Source organism: Photobacterium sp. DNB22_13_2 (assembly GCF_052873915.1).
Window position 1 is genome coordinate 39926 of record NZ_JBNNXU010000029.1, and the last position, 17237, is coordinate 57162.

A 17237-nucleotide genomic window follows, 5' to 3' on the forward strand; every position below is an offset into this window, starting at 1 on the left:
CTCACTGGCTCAATTTTTCGCTACATCACACGTTCAACTTGCGGAAGTGGATACGTATTGTTCAGAACCGCTTGGGTTGGCTCGTACAAGCGCATATGTAGGTAAAAGTCATCTTCTGGCGCGGGAAGCCAGTTGCATCCACTGTCTTTAGGTTGCTCGTTCTGAATGCAAACCGTCAGCGTACCATCAGGGTTGTATTCCAATTCATCCTGACGGTTGGTTGAAATCGAGTAACGGTTAATTGCATTCTCTACCATGTAGAGATCGCTGGCATCGTACATGGTTAATGACCAAAACGCCTCTGCTGGCGCATCGGCAGGCATGGTCATGCGGTATTGGTGATCACCCGAAAGCTGGATGCCATCCGCATCGGTATAGCGGTTAGGGTAGAGTGCTCGCTCTGGAACGTTTAGCCCAGCTGCGCGAAGGTTGATACTGGCGCGGCTCAAGTAGTCGTTACCATATTGACCACCCTCGAACATCATTGACCAGCCATTGTTGCTGGTACCAACACTGCGACCGGCATAGTGGATGATCTGCTGGGAACTTTTCAATGCTCGCAGCAAGCCTTTCTTTTGTTGATCAGACAGACGCTCTGGATTAAATGGTTTTTCGCCGCCAATACCGATGTATTTAAATTGTTCGACAATCGCGGCATCTTCTGCGATTGGATTTTTGCGAAGCTCCCTATCGATTAAAGCGTACCACTCGAGTCCTTGTGGCTTGGCCATCGGGGGGATACGGCCGGTGGCTTTTTCCAATGTGATAGGACCGTGATTGGTGCCAAGCTCGGCCAATGGATAACTGATAAATTGGTCATGAACTTCAAGCGCAGCTTGGGTGTCTTTGTCACCCGCAACGCCTGTTCGTTGGATCAGCCATACCATTGGGGTTCTTGATTCGATAAGCCCGTCTATACCTGCGGGTATGTCTCCTTCCCACCCTTGGTTTACAAGCAGAAACTTAGCGCCGTTACTTCCTGCATTTCTACGGTGGATGTCGGTAATTGAATCTGAATAAGCATCAAGTAATTGGACGATGTAGTAGCGATCGTTGGTTCGGGGGATTTCAAGTACCATCGGGCCTGAAAGGTCAAGATCATAGTGAGCTTGTGAATATAAGGTATCGTTATTGACGGTTGGTACAATTCTATCTTGCGGCCCTGATAGTACACGTGTTTTGCCCATTTGGTTGAGCGGCGCCATCGCATTATCCATTGGAGCATCAACCGAAGTGGATGTTTGGCGCACCGCGGCCACAGTGAGGGGACCTGCGCCGTAGATGAATGCTTGAACACCCAAATTATAGGCCAGCTCTTCTTCTGCGGAGGGAGGGACAGTTGTAAAAGACTCAGCCGCTGCGGTCATAGGCAGTAGTCCAACCGATGTATACACCATCGTAGCCAATAGCACTTTATTCATATCAGACCTTTCGTTATCGTTATTTATTACCCTGAGAATAAATGTTTGTCGGCTTTGATGGATTAATATCGGCTATTAGTATTTTAGATAATTGGCCAGCTGTTATATAAAGGGCTCTTGAGCATATTGGAAATCTTAATAGATGCTATTTCTCTTATTTAGAGGGGGTTTCTTTATGCTATCTCCGTCCTTTAACGGAGAAACTTTATGAAAACTAATAATAAATTTATGAAAAGTGCCGTTGCACTTTCCATAGCTGCAGCCACATCGGCGGTTGCCTTTCCGGCCTTGGCGGAAAGCCCGAATATTGTCGCTATCATGGTTGATGACGTTGCCCCGATGGATCTGTCGGCCTATCACCGAGGCTTAGGCGCAATAAAAACGCCCAACATCGATCGCATTGCTGATAAAGGACTAATGATCAGTGATTATTATGCCCAGAGCAGTTCGACGGCGGGGCGCGCAGCATTTATTACTGGCCAATATCCTTTCCGCTCGGGATTAACCTCTGTAGGTCAGCCGGGCTCTAAGCTAGGGTTGAAAAAAGAAACCCCGACGCTCGCGGAGCTGCTAAAACAAAAAGGCTATGCCACCGTTCATGTTGGCAAGTCCCACCTTGGTGATAACAACACTCATTTGCCAACTGTGCATGGCTTTGATGAGTTTTATGGCTTTTTATATCACCTAAACGTCATGGAAATGCCTGAGCAACCGGAATTTCCAAACGATCCAAATTTTGTCGGTGTGCCACGTAATGTGCTTCATTCGACAGCAAGCGATAAGTTCGACAAGACCGAAGATCCGCGTTTTGGCGTAGTGGGCAAACAAGTCATCACTGACAGAGGTGCGCTAGGTAAAGATCGCATGAAACAGATCGATGAAGAGTTCCTCAATTTTGCCACTGACTGGTTAGATAGCCATGAGTCAGACAACGATGAGCAACCCTATTTCATGTGGTTCAACCCATCGCGAATGCACACTATTACCCATGTACGAAAAGAGTATGAAGGCGCAAGCCAAACCTCGACTTACTATGACGCACTAAAAGAGCTGGATGATCAGATCGGTGTTTTGTTCGATAAGTTGGAGTCTTTGGGTGAACTCGATAACACCATCATTATGTTTACCTCTGATAACGGTGTGAACACGGATCACTGGCCAGATGCCGGTGCTGCGTCGTTCCGAGGTCAAAAGGGTACAACGTGGGATGGCGGATTCCGGGTGCCGATGTTAGTCAGTTGGCCGGATAAATTCCCTCAGGGAGAATATGTTGATGGCATGATGTCTGCCGAAGATTGGCTGCCAACGTTAATGGCTGCCAGCGGCGAGCAAAATATCAAACAACAGCTGCTTGAAGGAAAAGAGATAGAAGGCGTTGAGCGTATCGCCCACATTGATGGTTACAATCAGATGGAGATGTTAGCAAATGGCGGAGAGAGTAACCGCCATGAATTCTTCTTCTACAACGAAACCGAACTTAATGCTGTTCGTGTGAATCAGTGGAAGGTTCATTTAAAGACCAAGACAACATGGACAGAGCCCGCCAAAGAATGGCCGTTTGGGGTACTGGTTAATATCAAAGCTGATCCTTACGAGCGTTCACCTGACACCCACGGTTGGTATCACTGGATGAAGCAAAAATCATGGGTACTTCCTGATTTCTACCAAGCCATTGGTAAATACCAAAAGTCGTTAAAAGATTATCCACCAGTTCAGAAGGGGACGGGGGTAGGTATGGGTAACGATACCATCAATTGATGCAAATAAGCGAAGCATAACCTCTGCGCCATGGGCTTCATCTTCCCATGGCGCTATTAGAAATTCCAATATCCGCTATTCACCATTCTTTTACCGGTTTTGAATACTCTGTACCCAGTAGAAGGGGGACGACCTTATGATAAAAAGAACAATGACAAAAACGGGCATTGCCATCTTATTGGCACTATCAGGTTCATTGGCAGTAACACCGAGTATTGCCGCAGTTGACACGACAATTTCCACACCCCAGCAAGCACTTGAAAATGAGAGTTATGTCTTGGGTATCAATGCTTATATGTGGGGCTCGACTTTGGTCCGGATGGAGCAAATCGCTCGCCAGTACAGCGATGTCTCAGAGACTCAGGTCGATACAAGTTACCGTGGCCCGCTCAATGAATTCGGCCACGCCCGCCGTTTGAGCAGCCCCGCTGATGCTGACATGCCAACGGCCAACCGTGACACCCTGTACTCCAGTGCGGTGCTGGATCTTAGTCAAGGTCCACTGGTGCTGTCGGTACCGGATGTAACCGAACGCTATTATGTAATCAACATGTTCGATATGTGGCATAACCTGTTCCAGTACGTGGGGACACGGGAGACAGGCTCACTCGAGAAAGAAATCCTTATTGTGCCACCGGGCTGGAAAGCTGACGGTGAGATCCCTCGCGAACTGAATGTTGTCGAAGCGCCTACTAGCAAAGTATGGTTGTGGGGGCGAACTCAGATCATGGGCGAAGATGATTACGCAGCCGCCCATGCGATTCAGGATCAATACACCCTAACTCCACTGAGTGAATACATGGGAGGGGAGAAGTTGGTGCCTTTGCCACTATCTCCGCGCCCGGGGAGTGCCTCTGATCCGCTACGCTTTTATGTTGAGCTAGGTGAATACTTGAAAGAGAACCCAGTTGATGAGCGCCAGCAAGCGATGTTGGGACAGCTCAAAAAAATTGGTATCAGCGAGCAAGGGTTTGATCGCAGCGTATTGAATGAATCAACTATATCTGCATTGCTTAAAGCGCTAGAAGACGGCCAGAAAATGGTGATGGCGCAACAGGCAAATCCTGCCGCGGTAGAAATTAAAGATGGCTGGGTTTATGCCTTCAACCTTGATGGTTTTGGTGATGATAACGCGATGCGATCCTTGATTGCCCATCCATATTTGGGCGGGCAAGGTGCTAAAGAAGCCGTTTACCCAATGGCTGCGATGGATAAGCAGGGTAAGCCCCTGACTGGCCAGAACAGCTACACCATGAAATTTGATGGTGAGCCGCCGGTCGATGCCTTTTGGTCGGTCACCGTCTACGATACTAAATCTAAACTGCTGATTGATAACCCAATCAATCGTTATAGCCTGAATAATTTATCCGATCTCAAGACGTCTTCTGACGGCTCGTTTGAGATCACCTTCTCTCATGAAAAGCCTGCCGGTGACACCAACTGGCTACCGACGCCAGCAGAAGGGTTTTATGTGCTGACGCGATTGTACATCCCCTCTAAATCAGTCTTAAACATGGACTGGACGGTTCCTGGTCTGGAAAAGCAATAATACAGCGCGGGGTGCTTGGTCTTTGTCGCTAAGCACCCGGTTATCGGAGTAAAAATGAAGCATGTAGTTTACTTGGGCGCTTGCCTAGTATCAGTCACGGCTATTGCAAATGAAGAGGTTGTGCAGGATATGTCCGATCCCCTTGCGGTTTATACACAAGTAGGATCAGGTGTTACTGATAAGGGACTTAACCTTAAAGTGGGTCAAACGTACGATACCGGCAAGGATGACACGGCTGCGATTAACATTATTGAGGTCAAAGGCTTTCTTGGAGAACAAGTTGGCTGGAATGATAGCCGTGATGACAGTGTCGATAGTTTGCGGTTTAGGAACTTCAGCGCCAACATCGCCAATGGTCGAGCTCGTCAAATCGATGTTCAATACGATCTGAAAACTGAATCCGGCACTGCTTCCTATAGCTTGATTCAAGCACTACCTAAAATGGGGCCGGTTAGCCTGTATCCACTAGCGGGACTCGGCGCTAGCTTTATCAATGCCAGCAACGGAGAAGGTGAACAGCTGTCTGGCTATGCGCTACCCGGTACATTCGCCATGGTGGGTACCTACGGTAAGTTAGCAATTAACGACAAACTTTGGCTGAACTACAACCCGATGTGGTTTACCACCTTGTCAGGTAGCGATAGTTATGTCGATTTTGGCCTTGAAGGTGATAGCAGCGTGCTGAAGCATGAGGTTGCGCTTTCCTACCAGTTTACCCCTCGCTTCAATGTTCGTTATTTCGCCAATTGGTCACAAAACGAAGACTTCAAGGACGGTGGACACAGACTCGAGTTTAATTATCAGCTTTAACGTTGTGGAGAAAATATGACGATCGCATTGCCTTATAGTCTATCCATTAAGCCGGTAGGCTCATCCTGTAACCTCGACTGTAGCTATTGCTATTACCTGCAACAGCAGTCAGGCAGTGGGAACAATATGGACTTGGAGACGGCAGAAGTGTTGATTAAAAATCACATACACTCTCAGCCTGAAAATACCAATGTAGTTGATTTTATTTGGCATGGTGGAGAGCCATTGCTCCGAGGCAGGGACTTTTACCGCCAAGTGATATCGCTGCAAGACAAGTGGGCAAAGAATAAGCGAATTGTTAATACTTTTCAGACCAACGGCACCTTGATAAATAAGCGTTGGGGTGAGTTCTTTAAACACCATAACATCATGGTTGGGGTCAGCATCGATGGCCCCAATCTACTCAACGATATAGCTCGAATAGATGGTAACGGCGAGTCCAGTTTCGAGAGAACCATGCGAGGCATCCGTGTGCTTCGTGATCATGAGGTCGAGTTTAATACCCTGACTGTGGTTAACAACCGTACCTATCGTCATGGCAAGCAGATCTATGACTTTCTTAAACAAAACGGCAGCCATTATATGCAGTTTCAACCGTGTATTGATCATGAGTTAGATCGCCGCTCTGACGTTGATTGGTCATTATCTGGCGAGCAATGGGGGCAGTTTTTATGCGATGTCTTTGATGAGTGGTGTAAAGGCGATGTTGGCAAGGTGTATGTGCAGTTTTTTGAAAACTGTCTAATGGTACTGATGGGGCGGCCGAGCGTGATGTGTCACCATGCACAAACCTGTGGGCAGCAATTAATGGCTGAATCACAAGGCCAGATCTTTAGCTGCGATCACTATGGTTACGCCCGTTATCAAATTGGTGATATCCATCATCAATCATTGGCCGAGATGGTGGTAAATCCACAGCAAATTGGGTTTGGCCAAAGCAAACAAAATACACTGCCGCGTCACTGCAAAACCTGTGATTTCTTGCCATTGTGTAATGGTGGCTGTCCTAAAAACCGGACTTTAGAGACGGCGGATAAATTGCCGCTAAATCAACTTTGCCAAGGCTATAAACAATTCTTTCATTATGCACTGCCAAGTTTGATAAAAATGGTTGATGTCATGAAAGCGGGCTACCCTCCACAGTATTACAGCTTGTTTTAACCTATATTGGGGAGATTCTGAGTGTAGAGAGTTGAAATGATTAAAGATTATAATCTGTTAAGATTGCTGGTGGTGTTATATGAAACGCGCCAGACAGTAACGGCGGCGAAAAAACTTAATATCAGCCAGCCAACTGTGAGTCTTATGCTCAAAAAACTTCGCGTTCAATTTAACGATGAGTTATTTGTGCGAGATGGAAACCGGTTTGAACCGACACCGAAATGTAATGATTTAGTGGAAAAAATCCCCTCTATTCTCGATCAGTTAGATGAGCTTTATTTAGGCGATGAGCAATGGAAAATCGAGCATATGCGTGGGGAAGTGACGCTGTTTTTTCCTGCGACCTTGATGGCGCCTGTCGCTGCCCCCCTTATTGCTAAATTAACTGACGTAGCACCGGATTTGACTGTCAACTGTCAGCCTTGGTCTCCGGAGAGTTTGCATGACTTAGCTAATAATCGTGGCTATTGGGGTGTTAGCTATTTGCCGATGGAAACCAATAAGAATGTGGTGCAAAAGCCATTACCTGATGACAAATTTATGTTGGTCACCCGTAAAGGGCATCCACTGAGAAAAAATAATATCCAGGAAGTATTGAAATACCCACTTTGTGTTACCGTGATCCCCGGTTATATAGAAGCATCTAAAGTTGAGATGTTGATAAAAAAATATAAGCTGGAGAAAAACGTCAATGTACGTTCGAGTGATATTAGTATGATGCTTGAGCTAATCCGTCTCAGTGATTCTGTTGGTGTTATGTCGGCGAAAAACCAGCACCTGCTGAACGAATCCTTCGAGACTTACCCTCTGCCTGTTTCAATTTATCAAGACACATTCCGCCGCCAGACAGCATTTTATTGCCACCTCAGAGATCGTAACTCACCATTTACCGAATGGTTATATCAAGAGCTGAAAAGCATATTTAGTGAGAGCGATAAATTGCCATAACTGTATTTTATTGCTTGCTCGAGATGTATCCATAAATGTGTGCTTAACATGTTGCAGGTTAACAATTGATTATCATGCAACGGTTTACATTTAACGCGGTATTTATCCAACTTACCGAATTTACAATTAGAAACAGATAGGCTGAATTTTAAGTATTTATTCTATTATTTCGCCCTATATTGCCTACGTTTATTCCAAGACATTAGGCTCTGTGAAATGAAAAATAAAACCTTTAAACTTGCGACGTTAAGTGCCGCTATCCTACTTGCTTCTGCTGGAAGCTATGCACAAAGCATGGCTCCTGCAGCAATTGCTGAATGTAAAACCTTTGAACCGACTCCATCGGTTATCGTGAAAGGCGACAATAACGAACTAACAAGCCAGACGATCACTATTGGTGCGACCGGTGATATGCACGGTCGTATCTTTGCCTATGACTACGCGCTTGATGGTGTTGATAGAAATGCCGGTTTCTCGAAAATTGCCACCTTGCTGCGCAATGAGCGCTCAAGCAATGACAACTTCTTGCTGATCGACTTGGGCGATACGGTTCAGGGCAACTCGGCAGAGCTGTTCAATAACGATCCAGTTCACCCTGTGGTAGAAACCATGAATACCCTGAACTATGACTTGTGGGTACCGGGTAACCACGAGTTCGATTTCGAGCGTGCCTTCCTAGAGCGTAGCCTTGAGAACTTCAACGGCTCGGTTATTTCTTCCAACGTTATTTGGGATAAAAACTCGGTTGACTGTAAAGCCAACGAAGAAGAAGTCCCATTCCTACGTGGTTACCAGATCTTCAATTACAACGGTGCCAAAGTGGCTGTTGTTGGTTTAACACCGTCTTACGTTAAAGTATGGAATGCCTCTAACCCAGAAAATTTCCGTAACTTGGACTTTAAAGATGAACTGGAGTCAGTTACTGACACGGTGAACACGGTTATCGAGCAGTACCAGCCTGATGTGGTGATTGGTGCCCTTCACCACGGTCGTAAAGAGCACGGCCGCGGTGTTCATGAAATTGCCTCTGAGCTGGCTGATAAGTTTGATGTGATCTTCATGGGCCACGAGCACGCTCGCTTCATTGAGCAGGTTGAGAAAGGTGCAGATTTTACTGCAGAAATGCCTGAAATTTCTGTCGACGGTAACAGCGAGCAAGAAGATAAGACTAAGTCGGGTGTCTACAACGCTGAAAACCGCCACGAGAAAGTGAAAATCATCGAGCCGGGTAACTGGGGTTGGGCACTGGCTAAAGCTGAAATCGAGCTGGAAAAAGATCAGCAAGGCAAGTGGCAGATTGTTGATACTACGTTGTCTAACCGCAAGGTTGAGAACGTACAAGAAGACAAGACACTGCAAGAACAAATGCAGCACATTCATGATGCCTCTGTTACCGACGCCAACATCAAAATTGGTGGAGTAAAAGGTAACTTTACCAACTCTCAAGGTGGTTTTGCTGACGAAGCGGTACTTGAAGAGCAAGTGCTAAACAGTGAAGGTCTTCGCCTTTATAGTTCGATTCATACCGGCAAGTTGTCGGATATGCCGATCACTGATTTGATCAACCAGATCCAAATCATGAACATCGAGCAGAAAGGATCTGACTCTGAAGGTAACGCAATTGCAGTCGATGTATCGGCCGCAGCTCTGTTCTCCGACGGCTCGAACCTGTTCGATGGTCAGGAATACCGTAAGAAAGACAGTGCTAATCTTTATATGTATGACAACCAGTTGGTTGCGGTAAGCATCAAGGGTGAGCAGCTGAAAGAGTACATGGAGTGGTCTTACGGTTACTTCAATACTTACCAAGCAAACGACATTACAGTTTCTTTTGATCCGGCGATCCCTGCTTATAACTACGATATCTTTGATGGTTCTATCCAATACAGCGTCGATCTGAGCAACGCGGTGGGTGAGCGTATTGATATTACTGAGATCCGTGGTAGTGAATTTAACCCTCAAGCTAACTATGTATTGGCGATCAATGATTACCGCCTAGGAACTCTGCTTGGTGAAGAGTGGATCACCGGCGAGCAGGTGATTTGGGACTCATCGAACGAGCCGGTTTACGCGGTACGTGACATGATCACTGAATACGTTGAGAGCGAAGGCGTATTGGATCGCAGCAAATTCGAGAATGTAAACTGGTACATCAAACAGTACGGTCCATCGAATGCAGCTGGTGAGGTATCTGATCAAGGTGACATCCTGTCACTGCGTGAAGGTGCAGGTGCAGAGCTGTGGAATAAACTGCAGAGCAAAGAAATTTGTGTGATGCGCTCAGGTCCAGGTGCACGTGATTCTATCAATGTGTCTGTAAACCTTGCTGATGAAAGCACATGGTTTGCTAACCCTAACTACTCTGCAGAGGCGACTCAGGAAGCCCTGTATGAAGGTTGTGCATACAGTAATCAGCCAAAGTAATCGACCTCTCTGTTAAATGATAAAAAGGCGCTTCGGCGCCTTTTTTGTGCCTAAACAAGACGAAGATCACTATTGATCCCTTCACTCTGTTTGAAATCTTCAAGAAAAGTGTTATTGTAATACAATATTATTGATTGCTAGATGTCGAAGAGAGTCCCCTTCATAGGTCCCTTTGGCATAGCCATTAACTAACTCAAAGAGAACATTGATATGTCTAATAAAGTTGCTTTTATCTCTGGTGCTACAGGTGGTATCGGTTTCCAAGTTGCTAAGCGTCTTGGTAAAGATGGTTACACTGTGATTCTGAACGGTATCGAAGACACCAAGGGTGCAAGCTGTGTTGCTGAACTTACAGGTGAAGGCATCGAAGCGGAATACCGTGGCTTTGACGTTACTGATGAGCACGCAGTAACTGAAAACATCAATGCTATCGGTGAAAAATTCGGTAAGATCGATGTTGTTGTTAACAACGCTGGTGGTCTAGGTGGCCGTAGTCCAATCGAAGGCATGGAAACTGATTTCTTCCGCAAAGTTATGGCGCTTAACCTTGATAGTGCTTTCTTTGTTTCCCGTGCTGCAATTCCGTTCTTGAAGAAGTCTGACAACGCGTCAATCATCAACTTCACTTCTAACGCAGCTTGGAACGCAGGTGGCCCAGGTGCGGGTATCTACGGTACATCTAAAGCAGCTGTTCACACGCTAACGCGTGCACTTGCTAAAGAACTAGCACCAGCTAACATCCGTGTTAACGCTGTATCTCCTGGTACTATCGATACGCCGTTCCACGCACAAATCAAAGAAACGAAGCCAGAAGTATTTGCTTCTTGGGCTAACAGTATCATGCTTGGTCGTCTTGGTCAGCCAGAAGAAGTTGCTTCTGCAATCTCTTTCCTAGTAAGCAAAGACGCATCATTCATCACCGCTGAAACACTACAGATCGGTGGTGGTCAGGCTCTGGGTATCTAATCCCTACGGTGCTGTAAAACGAGAGATAGATCTCTTCGTTTTAATCCTGATAAGTGTGAAGCCAGTTGGTATACCAACTGGCTTTTTTATTAATTTCCTACACGTAACTTGTTAGGCTTGTATTTAATGCATATGGTTTATTTAGTTAGATAACTTTTGGACCTCCAATGCCTTTACCGCGAAAGACAGAGATACCCAATAGCGACAGTGATTGTTTTTATCAGCCACAAGGCAATGAAATTGAATTATTTGAGTATGCATATTCCCACAATTTACCTCTATTGATTAAAGGTCCTACAGGGTGTGGTAAAACACGATTTGTTACGCATATGGCAGATAAATTAGGTCGCCCCCTATACACTGTGGCATGCCATGATGATTTAACTGCGGCGGATCTAGTCGGACGACACTTGATTGGACCTAATGGTACTTATTGGCAAGATGGCCCTTTGACCAAAGCCGTTAGAGAAGGTGGGATATGCTATCTCGATGAAATTGTTGAAGCGCGTAAGGATACCACGGTTGTGCTGCATCCCTTGGCTGATGATCGTCGAATGCTGCCGATAGAGCGCACTGGAGAGTTATTAGCAGCAACTGATGGATTTATGTTGGTTGTCTCTTACAATCCGGGCTACCAAAATATCCTGAAGGGAATGAAAGCCAGTACTCGGCAGCGATTTGTCGCCATGCGTTTTGATTACCCCGAGCCTCTATTAGAGCAACAAATCTTGACTGGTGAGAGTCAGATAGATCAATTGCTTGCATCAAAATTAGTCGACTTGGCCGGTGCTCTACGCCGGTTAGAGAGTGATTTAGATGAGGTGGTATCCACGCGCTTACTGATATACGCAGGACGCATGATATCGAGCGGAATGTCCCCGCAGGAAGCTTGCCGAAGCTGTCTTGCCGAACCGTTATCTGATGATGTCAGTACAGTCGATGCGTTGATGGATGTGGTAAAACTCTACTTTGATCATTAAAATTACTGATTATGTCTCGTTACTGGTTTTTGTAGCCAAATTTATGTCCAGACCATGATCGGACTAATGCCCAGACCGCGATTAAAATAAATACTGTATGGATAAAGACGAAGTAGGTGATAACGAAAACCCAAGTCCAACCGGAATTAAAACCACCAAGTGAGATCATGAGAATACTCACTAAAATAAGTGCTATTGCCGCAATAAGATTAAGTCTTATCGCAAACTGCAAGTGATAATAAGCAAAAGACTGTTTCTTGATCTTTTTTAACTTCATCAATAAAAAAGCAAATGCGATCACGGGGAGAAAAGTTAGATTCAGCAAAGACAGCAAAGCGATATTCGATGCTGATTTTATTTCTTGCTTATCGTTAGTTTGTAAAAGGGTTCGCATAGTGGATAGCCTCAAAAGTTATTATCTGGGCAAATAAATGACCATGATGGCACAGAAGAGACAGATGCAGATGAAAGCACCAACAAAAACCTTGGTACGGTATTGTCGGCTATTTGGATGGTGCTTGGGTAATGGCATCCCACAATGACTACAGGCTTGTGACTTACTCTGGCTATGGGAATCCTCATCGACCCTATTCTCTGTCTGACAATATAAACAGTGTATGAGCTCTCTCATAAACCCCTCCATTGATTATTCACCATATTCAATGGTGATGCGTTAATTGATGGTACAAAAGGGGCAACTTTTTCGGCAATTGGCTAGGGTTGTAAATGGTCGTAAATCCGTTGTGTCCAAAAATGTAAGGCAGATATTCATCTGCTTTTTGATCGATGGTGATGCAGAAGGGGATGAGCCCTTTTTTACGAGCCGCGATGATAGCTTGCCTTGTGTCTTCTATGCCAAATCGTCCTTCATAGTGGTCAATATCGTTAGGCTTTCCATCGGTTAGCATCAATAATAATTTTTGAGAGTGCGGTTGCGGAGCAAGAATATCACTTGCCTGGCGAATGGCAGCACCCATACGAGTGTAGTATCCAGGCAGCAGTCCCAATATCCGGCCTCGTATATTGTCGGTGTATTGTTCGCCAAAGTTTTTCAGTATTGTGAACCGAACGTGCTGGCGTTTAACGGATGAAAAACCATAAATAGCAAAAGGATCACCAACCGCAGTTAAGGCTTCAGAAAATAGCAACATACTTTCTTTTATGACATCAATAACGGTCTGTTTATCATTGATGTGGGCATCTGTTGACATCGAAAGATCAGACAGCAAGAGGCAGCAGATATCACGATTTCCATTTTTGAAGTGCAGGTAATAATCAGAGTCTTTTGAAACTGAGGCTTTACTCTCAACATAAAAATCAATCCATGCAGATAAGTCGATATCACTACCGGTAGGCTGGGCTTTCAGCCAATGCTTGATACTTGTTAAGTGTTCAAACTGGTGACGAATTTTATTTGCATTGGTCTGGAGGTTAAAGGGGAGTGACTTGGGTTTAGACTGCCTAGGTAACATGGGTTGTACCAAGCAGCGGTCTGGTACCAGTTGCTGGGTTTTATAATTCCACTCTGGTTGCTTTAGTCCTTTGCCAAGTGGGTAGTCATCCTCTATAGCTGCAGGCAGATCGAGGTCTATTTTTAGTTTGGCAGTTTGTTGCTGACTGTCTTTGGCGACTGTAATGAGATTTAAATCTTCGGCAACACGCTTTGAGTCGGTATCTTCCGTGTCATCTTCTGCCCGATTTACCTTAGAAAACTCACTCCAAGAAAATAGGTTTTCTAAACGAAAAACCATCAGACTGTCTTTGGTATTGCTGTCATCAACCCGTTCTGTTTTTTTCCGAGCTTGATGGCTTTCAAGTTTACGGCCTTCTGAAGGAGAACTTGGCTCAGGAACTGAACTCGCTGACTCTTTAAAGGGGTTAGCGTTGATGTGTTCGCTAGGGTATAGCCAAAGATAAATGGCTTGTGGTGCATAGTTAGCCTCAGGGAATTCCATGGATAACTCTGGATATTTAAGTGCCTCAATTACGGCTTTTTCTAAAGGTTGCATGCCCTTAGGTAACTTATTTATGGGAACTCGTTGTTCTAATACCGCATCAAGAAGGCCCTTGTAGCGAGGTCTTAAATTTGGATATCGGTTTAATATCGTTGCGACGATAGCTTGATTATCTTTAGCCCAATGGGTGAATGTTACTGGGCTATGGGCAGCTAACACTGTCAGCCACAAATAGAGCTCTCTGTTTAGGTGTTTACTATCAAAGATAGCAATTGATTGCGGTAACCGTAAACTGCTTCCATCTTGCCACGCTAGGCTTGTTTGTAATTTTGTACCCGCAATTTTGTCCAGGAGATGACGGCGGATAACATAATCACGTGGGGCTGCGGCTTCAATTCGTTTAGAAGGCTCCCCGCCGAGTGAACGAAACAGCATACCCACTGTTTTTTTCACGTCATTGAACTCTACACGTGCATTGTGAAAGTCCGTATTGCTCTTCTGGACGATAAACTTATGCCAAATAGTGCCCACCCACTCTTCCATAAGTTTCCTTTATGACCTAAGTAAGACGATTCATCAGGCTTGATGGAAAAACTATTTCTTAGCAATCCAAAAGTTTGCAAGGTAGGTGAATAAGCCAATTAGAAATATCACCCCGGCCAGCTCTCTTGCCCAGTAGAAGATGGACAGCTTATCCTGAGTTGCCATAAACCCTAATGCTTCACCGCCTTCAGGTATACGCTGAAGCCACACTTGCAAGATCCCCGCTCCAGTTAAGAAGAGAGTGATGAAGACCATGGAAACAGTCATCAACCAAAATCCCCACATCTCGACGACTTGGGCTTTTTTACTGAATGCTTCACCGGCGCCGTTCAATTTCGGCATTGCATAAGAAATAATGGTGAGTACGATCATGGCATATGCGCCATAAAACGCCATATGACCATGGGCTGCTGTGATTTGAGTGCCATGTGTGAAGTAGTTTACGGGGGCAAGAGTATGGAGAAAACCCCATACCCCCGCACCTAGGAAAGCCATGACTGCAGTGCCTAAAGCCCAAAGCGTGGCGGCTTTATTTGGGTGCTCTCGGCGACGGTTATTGACCATATTGAATGCGTATAGAACCATCGCAAAGAACGGGAGGGGTTCAAGTGCCGAAAATACCGAGCCAACCCATTGCCAATATGCAGGGGTACTTAGCCAGAAAAAGTGATGGCCGGTGCCTAAAAGTCCTGAAATCAAAGCCATTGCAACAATCACATAGAGCCACTTTTCGATGATTTCTCTGTCAACACCGGTAATTTTAATCAGTATGAAGGCTAAGATTGCCCCCATGATTAGCTCCCAAACACCTTCAACCCATAGGTGTACCACAAACCACCAGAAAAACTTGTCGAGTGCGATATTTTCGGGGTTATAAAACGAGAAGAGAAAAAACACCGCGAGGCCAATCAAACCAGTGATCAAAACCATATTGATCACTGTTTTTCGCCCACGCAAAATGGTCATACCGATGTTGAACAAAAAGCCAAGGCAGACGATGACAATGCCAATTTTAGTTATCGTCGGCTGCTCTAGAAACTCTCGGCCCATGGTCGGAAAGTACTTATTGCCTGTGATTTCAGAAAGCGTCGAGTAAGGGACTAAGAGATAGCCTAGAATGGTTAATGTTCCTGCAATTGCAAAAACCCAGAAGAGCAATTTTGCTAGTTTCGTGCTGTATAATTCAGTTTGAGATTCCTCTGGTACGAGAAAATAAGCAGCGCCCATGAAGCCGAATAATAACCAAACAATTAATAAGTTTGTATGTACCATGCGGGCAACATTAAAAGGTATGGTACCAGCAAGGAAATCACCGATGACGTATTGAAGTCCCATTATGAGGCCAAACAGGATCTGACCCGTAAATAGAATTAATGCAAAGACAAAATAAGGTTTAGCAACAGATTGAGATTGAAACTTTAATGTGTCCATTGCTTAACCCTCAATATTTGGTGGCCAGTTATTGACTTCAACTTCTGCCGTAAATTTAAGAAACTCTGCTAAATCGTCGACTTGCTGTTCATTGAGATTAAACTGTGGCATTTGACGTCGGCCTGGTACACCCAAAGGTTGTGCCTTCATCCAGGCCTTTAAATAGGCTTTAAAGGCAATGAGGTTACCCGCTCCTCGACGGAAATAGACGTTTCCTAACTCAGGCGCATAATAGGCACCTTCACCGATAAGTGTATGACAACCAATGCAATTGTTCTCTTCCCATACAGTCTTACCGCGTGCAACGGCTTCGGTCAGGTTTTCGCGGTGGTCTGTTTTTGGCATCTCTCGGGTTGTATGCAGGGTTAATGCGGCAAAGAGCAATAGAAAAAAAACACTGCCGCCATAATAAATATTTCGAGCCATGCCTTTTGTAAAATTGTCTGACATATGCCACCCCGTTGTATATTTTCTTTATTTGGCGAAATAATAGGAAGTATAGGTCAGTGAAGAGGTTTTCATTGGACGAATCGCTTAACAGTCCTGCAATGACTAACGAGTCCGTTTGGCGTCTGACCTGATTTAACCGCCAAATACCGATAATTTCGACTAACTTTAATTCATTACACCTCATGTGAGTGTTCATAGCTTCTGCTGCTGTACATATACCCTCGAAATAGGCTAACTATTACGTTCGGCTATTTTCCTTGAACTGAAACCATTGATGAAGCTCTGGATCCTGCAACTTGAAGTAACTTGGGTATACTATGAATGAACAACCACCTAAAGAGGCTCTGGGCATTTTTCCTCGTGCTTGGAGTGAAGATCGAGCAGGCAGGATTCCAGGCAATATTCCGATATGGGTTGGAATTTTGTCAGAGTTGACAGAATTCGGTATTTTTTTTGTTGCCTATTTTATAGCTAAGTTTAATTATCCGGATGTATTTTCTAAAGGGCCACATATTTTAAGTACCTCCTTTGGGGTTATCAATACCATCGTTTTACTATCGAGTAGTTACTTTATGGCAAAGGCGATGATGTATATTCGATTAGGAAAAAGACAAAAATGCCAGTTTAGTTTATGGCTTACCTTAATTTGTGGTTGTTTGTACCTGCTAGTAAAAACGACAGAGTTTTACTGGAATCATTTACAGGGGCTGCATACTGGAAGTAGTCAATTTTTCACCATCTATTACTATATGACATTCAACCACTTCCTTCATGTTGGGTGGGCGACTTGTGCCATTCTATGGGTGATCATTAGGTTGCGAAAAGGCGCTTATACTCCAAA

General features: G+C 45.0%; 14 protein-coding genes. 9 read left to right on the forward strand and 5 right to left on the reverse strand.

Going from position 1 to position 17237, the window contains the following annotated elements; translation table 11 throughout:
* Positions 1-20: 20 nt before the first annotated feature.
* Positions 21-1421, reverse strand: a complete 1401-nt coding sequence (locus ACVA58_RS25630; RefSeq protein ID WP_446513095.1) for a DUF1254 domain-containing protein — start codon at positions 1419-1421, stop codon at positions 21-23.
* Between the two features lie 207 nt (positions 1422-1628).
* Here ACVA58_RS25630 and ACVA58_RS25635 point away from each other — a divergent pair, with 207 nt between their 5' ends.
* The 8 genes from ACVA58_RS25635 to ACVA58_RS25670 all read left to right on the forward strand — a co-directional run bounded on the left by ACVA58_RS25635 (position 1629) and on the right by ACVA58_RS25670 (position 12017).
* A complete protein-coding gene (locus tag ACVA58_RS25635) occupies positions 1629-3179 on the forward strand; it encodes a sulfatase-like hydrolase/transferase (RefSeq protein ID WP_446513096.1) in 1551 nt (516 codons plus the stop codon).
* A 136-nt stretch (positions 3180-3315) separates the two neighbouring features.
* Entirely contained in the window at positions 3316-4728 is a 1413-nt protein-coding gene (locus ACVA58_RS25640; protein ID WP_446513097.1) for a DUF1254 domain-containing protein, read from the forward strand.
* Positions 4729-4782: 54 nt separating this feature from the next.
* A complete protein-coding gene (locus ACVA58_RS25645; RefSeq protein ID WP_446513098.1) occupies positions 4783-5538 on the forward strand; it encodes a hypothetical protein in 756 nt (251 codons plus the stop codon).
* A gap of 15 nt (positions 5539-5553) precedes the next feature.
* Positions 5554-6699, forward strand: coding sequence for an anaerobic sulfatase maturase (locus tag ACVA58_RS25650; RefSeq protein WP_446513099.1), 1146 nt, complete (start codon positions 5554-5556; stop codon positions 6697-6699).
* A 36-nt stretch (positions 6700-6735) separates the two neighbouring features.
* A complete protein-coding gene (locus ACVA58_RS25655; protein ID WP_446513100.1) occupies positions 6736-7647 on the forward strand; it encodes a LysR family transcriptional regulator in 912 nt (303 codons plus the stop codon).
* Between the two features lie 216 nt (positions 7648-7863).
* Positions 7864-10071 (forward strand): bifunctional metallophosphatase/5'-nucleotidase, encoded by a 2208-nt coding sequence (locus tag ACVA58_RS25660; protein WP_446513101.1) that lies wholly within the window; start codon positions 7864-7866, stop codon positions 10069-10071.
* A 210-nt stretch (positions 10072-10281) separates the two neighbouring features.
* The gene (locus ACVA58_RS25665; protein ID WP_446513102.1) at positions 10282-11037 is read left to right on the forward strand and encodes an SDR family NAD(P)-dependent oxidoreductase; all 756 of its coding nucleotides are present in this window, start codon (positions 10282-10284) and stop codon (positions 11035-11037) included.
* A gap of 167 nt (positions 11038-11204) precedes the next feature.
* Positions 11205-12017, forward strand: coding sequence for an AAA family ATPase (locus tag ACVA58_RS25670; RefSeq protein WP_446513103.1), 813 nt, complete (start codon positions 11205-11207; stop codon positions 12015-12017).
* A gap of 19 nt (positions 12018-12036) precedes the next feature.
* Here ACVA58_RS25670 and ACVA58_RS25675 read toward each other — a convergent pair whose 3' ends face one another.
* From ACVA58_RS25675 to ACVA58_RS25690, 4 genes are all read right to left on the reverse strand, one after another.
* The gene (locus tag ACVA58_RS25675; protein WP_446513104.1) at positions 12037-12411 is read right to left on the reverse strand and encodes a hypothetical protein; all 375 of its coding nucleotides are present in this window, start codon (positions 12409-12411) and stop codon (positions 12037-12039) included.
* Between the two features lie 265 nt (positions 12412-12676).
* Entirely contained in the window at positions 12677-14515 is a 1839-nt protein-coding gene (locus ACVA58_RS25680; protein ID WP_446513105.1) for a VWA domain-containing protein, read from the reverse strand.
* 51 nt (positions 14516-14566) lie between these two features.
* A complete protein-coding gene (locus ACVA58_RS25685) occupies positions 14567-15946 on the reverse strand; it encodes a cbb3-type cytochrome c oxidase subunit I (protein ID WP_446513106.1) in 1380 nt (459 codons plus the stop codon).
* A 3-nt stretch (positions 15947-15949) separates the two neighbouring features.
* Positions 15950-16396, reverse strand: coding sequence for a c-type cytochrome (locus tag ACVA58_RS25690; protein WP_446513107.1), 447 nt, complete (start codon positions 16394-16396; stop codon positions 15950-15952).
* A 317-nt stretch (positions 16397-16713) separates the two neighbouring features.
* On the opposite strand from ACVA58_RS25690, the gene ACVA58_RS25695 reads away from it, so the two are divergent.
* Positions 16714-17237, forward strand: a 524-nt coding sequence (locus ACVA58_RS25695; protein WP_446513108.1) for a cytochrome c oxidase subunit 3 family protein, incomplete at its 3' end; no start/stop codon positions are given.

Coding starts and splice junctions, on each gene's coding strand:
- ACVA58_RS25645 (WP_446513098.1), top strand. CDS start 4,783: ATGAAGCATGTAGTTTACTTGGGCGCTTGCCTAGTATCAGTCACGGCT.
- ACVA58_RS25665 (WP_446513102.1), top strand. CDS start 10,282: ATGTCTAATAAAGTTGCTTTTATCTCTGGTGCTACAGGTGGTATCGGT.
- ACVA58_RS25685 (WP_446513106.1), bottom strand. CDS start 15,946: ATGGACACATTAAAGTTTCAATCTCAATCTGTTGCTAAACCTTATTTT.
- ACVA58_RS25690 (WP_446513107.1), bottom strand. CDS start 16,396: ATGTCAGACAATTTTACAAAAGGCATGGCTCGAAATATTTATTATGGC.
- ACVA58_RS25680 (WP_446513105.1), bottom strand. CDS start 14,515: ATGGAAGAGTGGGTGGGCACTATTTGGCATAAGTTTATCGTCCAGAAG.
- ACVA58_RS25630 (WP_446513095.1), bottom strand. CDS start 1,421: ATGAATAAAGTGCTATTGGCTACGATGGTGTATACATCGGTTGGACTA.
- ACVA58_RS25640 (WP_446513097.1), top strand. CDS start 3,316: ATGATAAAAAGAACAATGACAAAAACGGGCATTGCCATCTTATTGGCA.
- ACVA58_RS25655 (WP_446513100.1), top strand. CDS start 6,736: ATGATTAAAGATTATAATCTGTTAAGATTGCTGGTGGTGTTATATGAA.
- ACVA58_RS25650 (WP_446513099.1), top strand. CDS start 5,554: ATGACGATCGCATTGCCTTATAGTCTATCCATTAAGCCGGTAGGCTCA.
- ACVA58_RS25670 (WP_446513103.1), top strand. CDS start 11,205: ATGCCTTTACCGCGAAAGACAGAGATACCCAATAGCGACAGTGATTGT.
- ACVA58_RS25675 (WP_446513104.1), bottom strand. CDS start 12,411: ATGCGAACCCTTTTACAAACTAACGATAAGCAAGAAATAAAATCAGCA.
- ACVA58_RS25660 (WP_446513101.1), top strand. CDS start 7,864: ATGAAAAATAAAACCTTTAAACTTGCGACGTTAAGTGCCGCTATCCTA.
- ACVA58_RS25635 (WP_446513096.1), top strand. CDS start 1,629: ATGAAAACTAATAATAAATTTATGAAAAGTGCCGTTGCACTTTCCATA.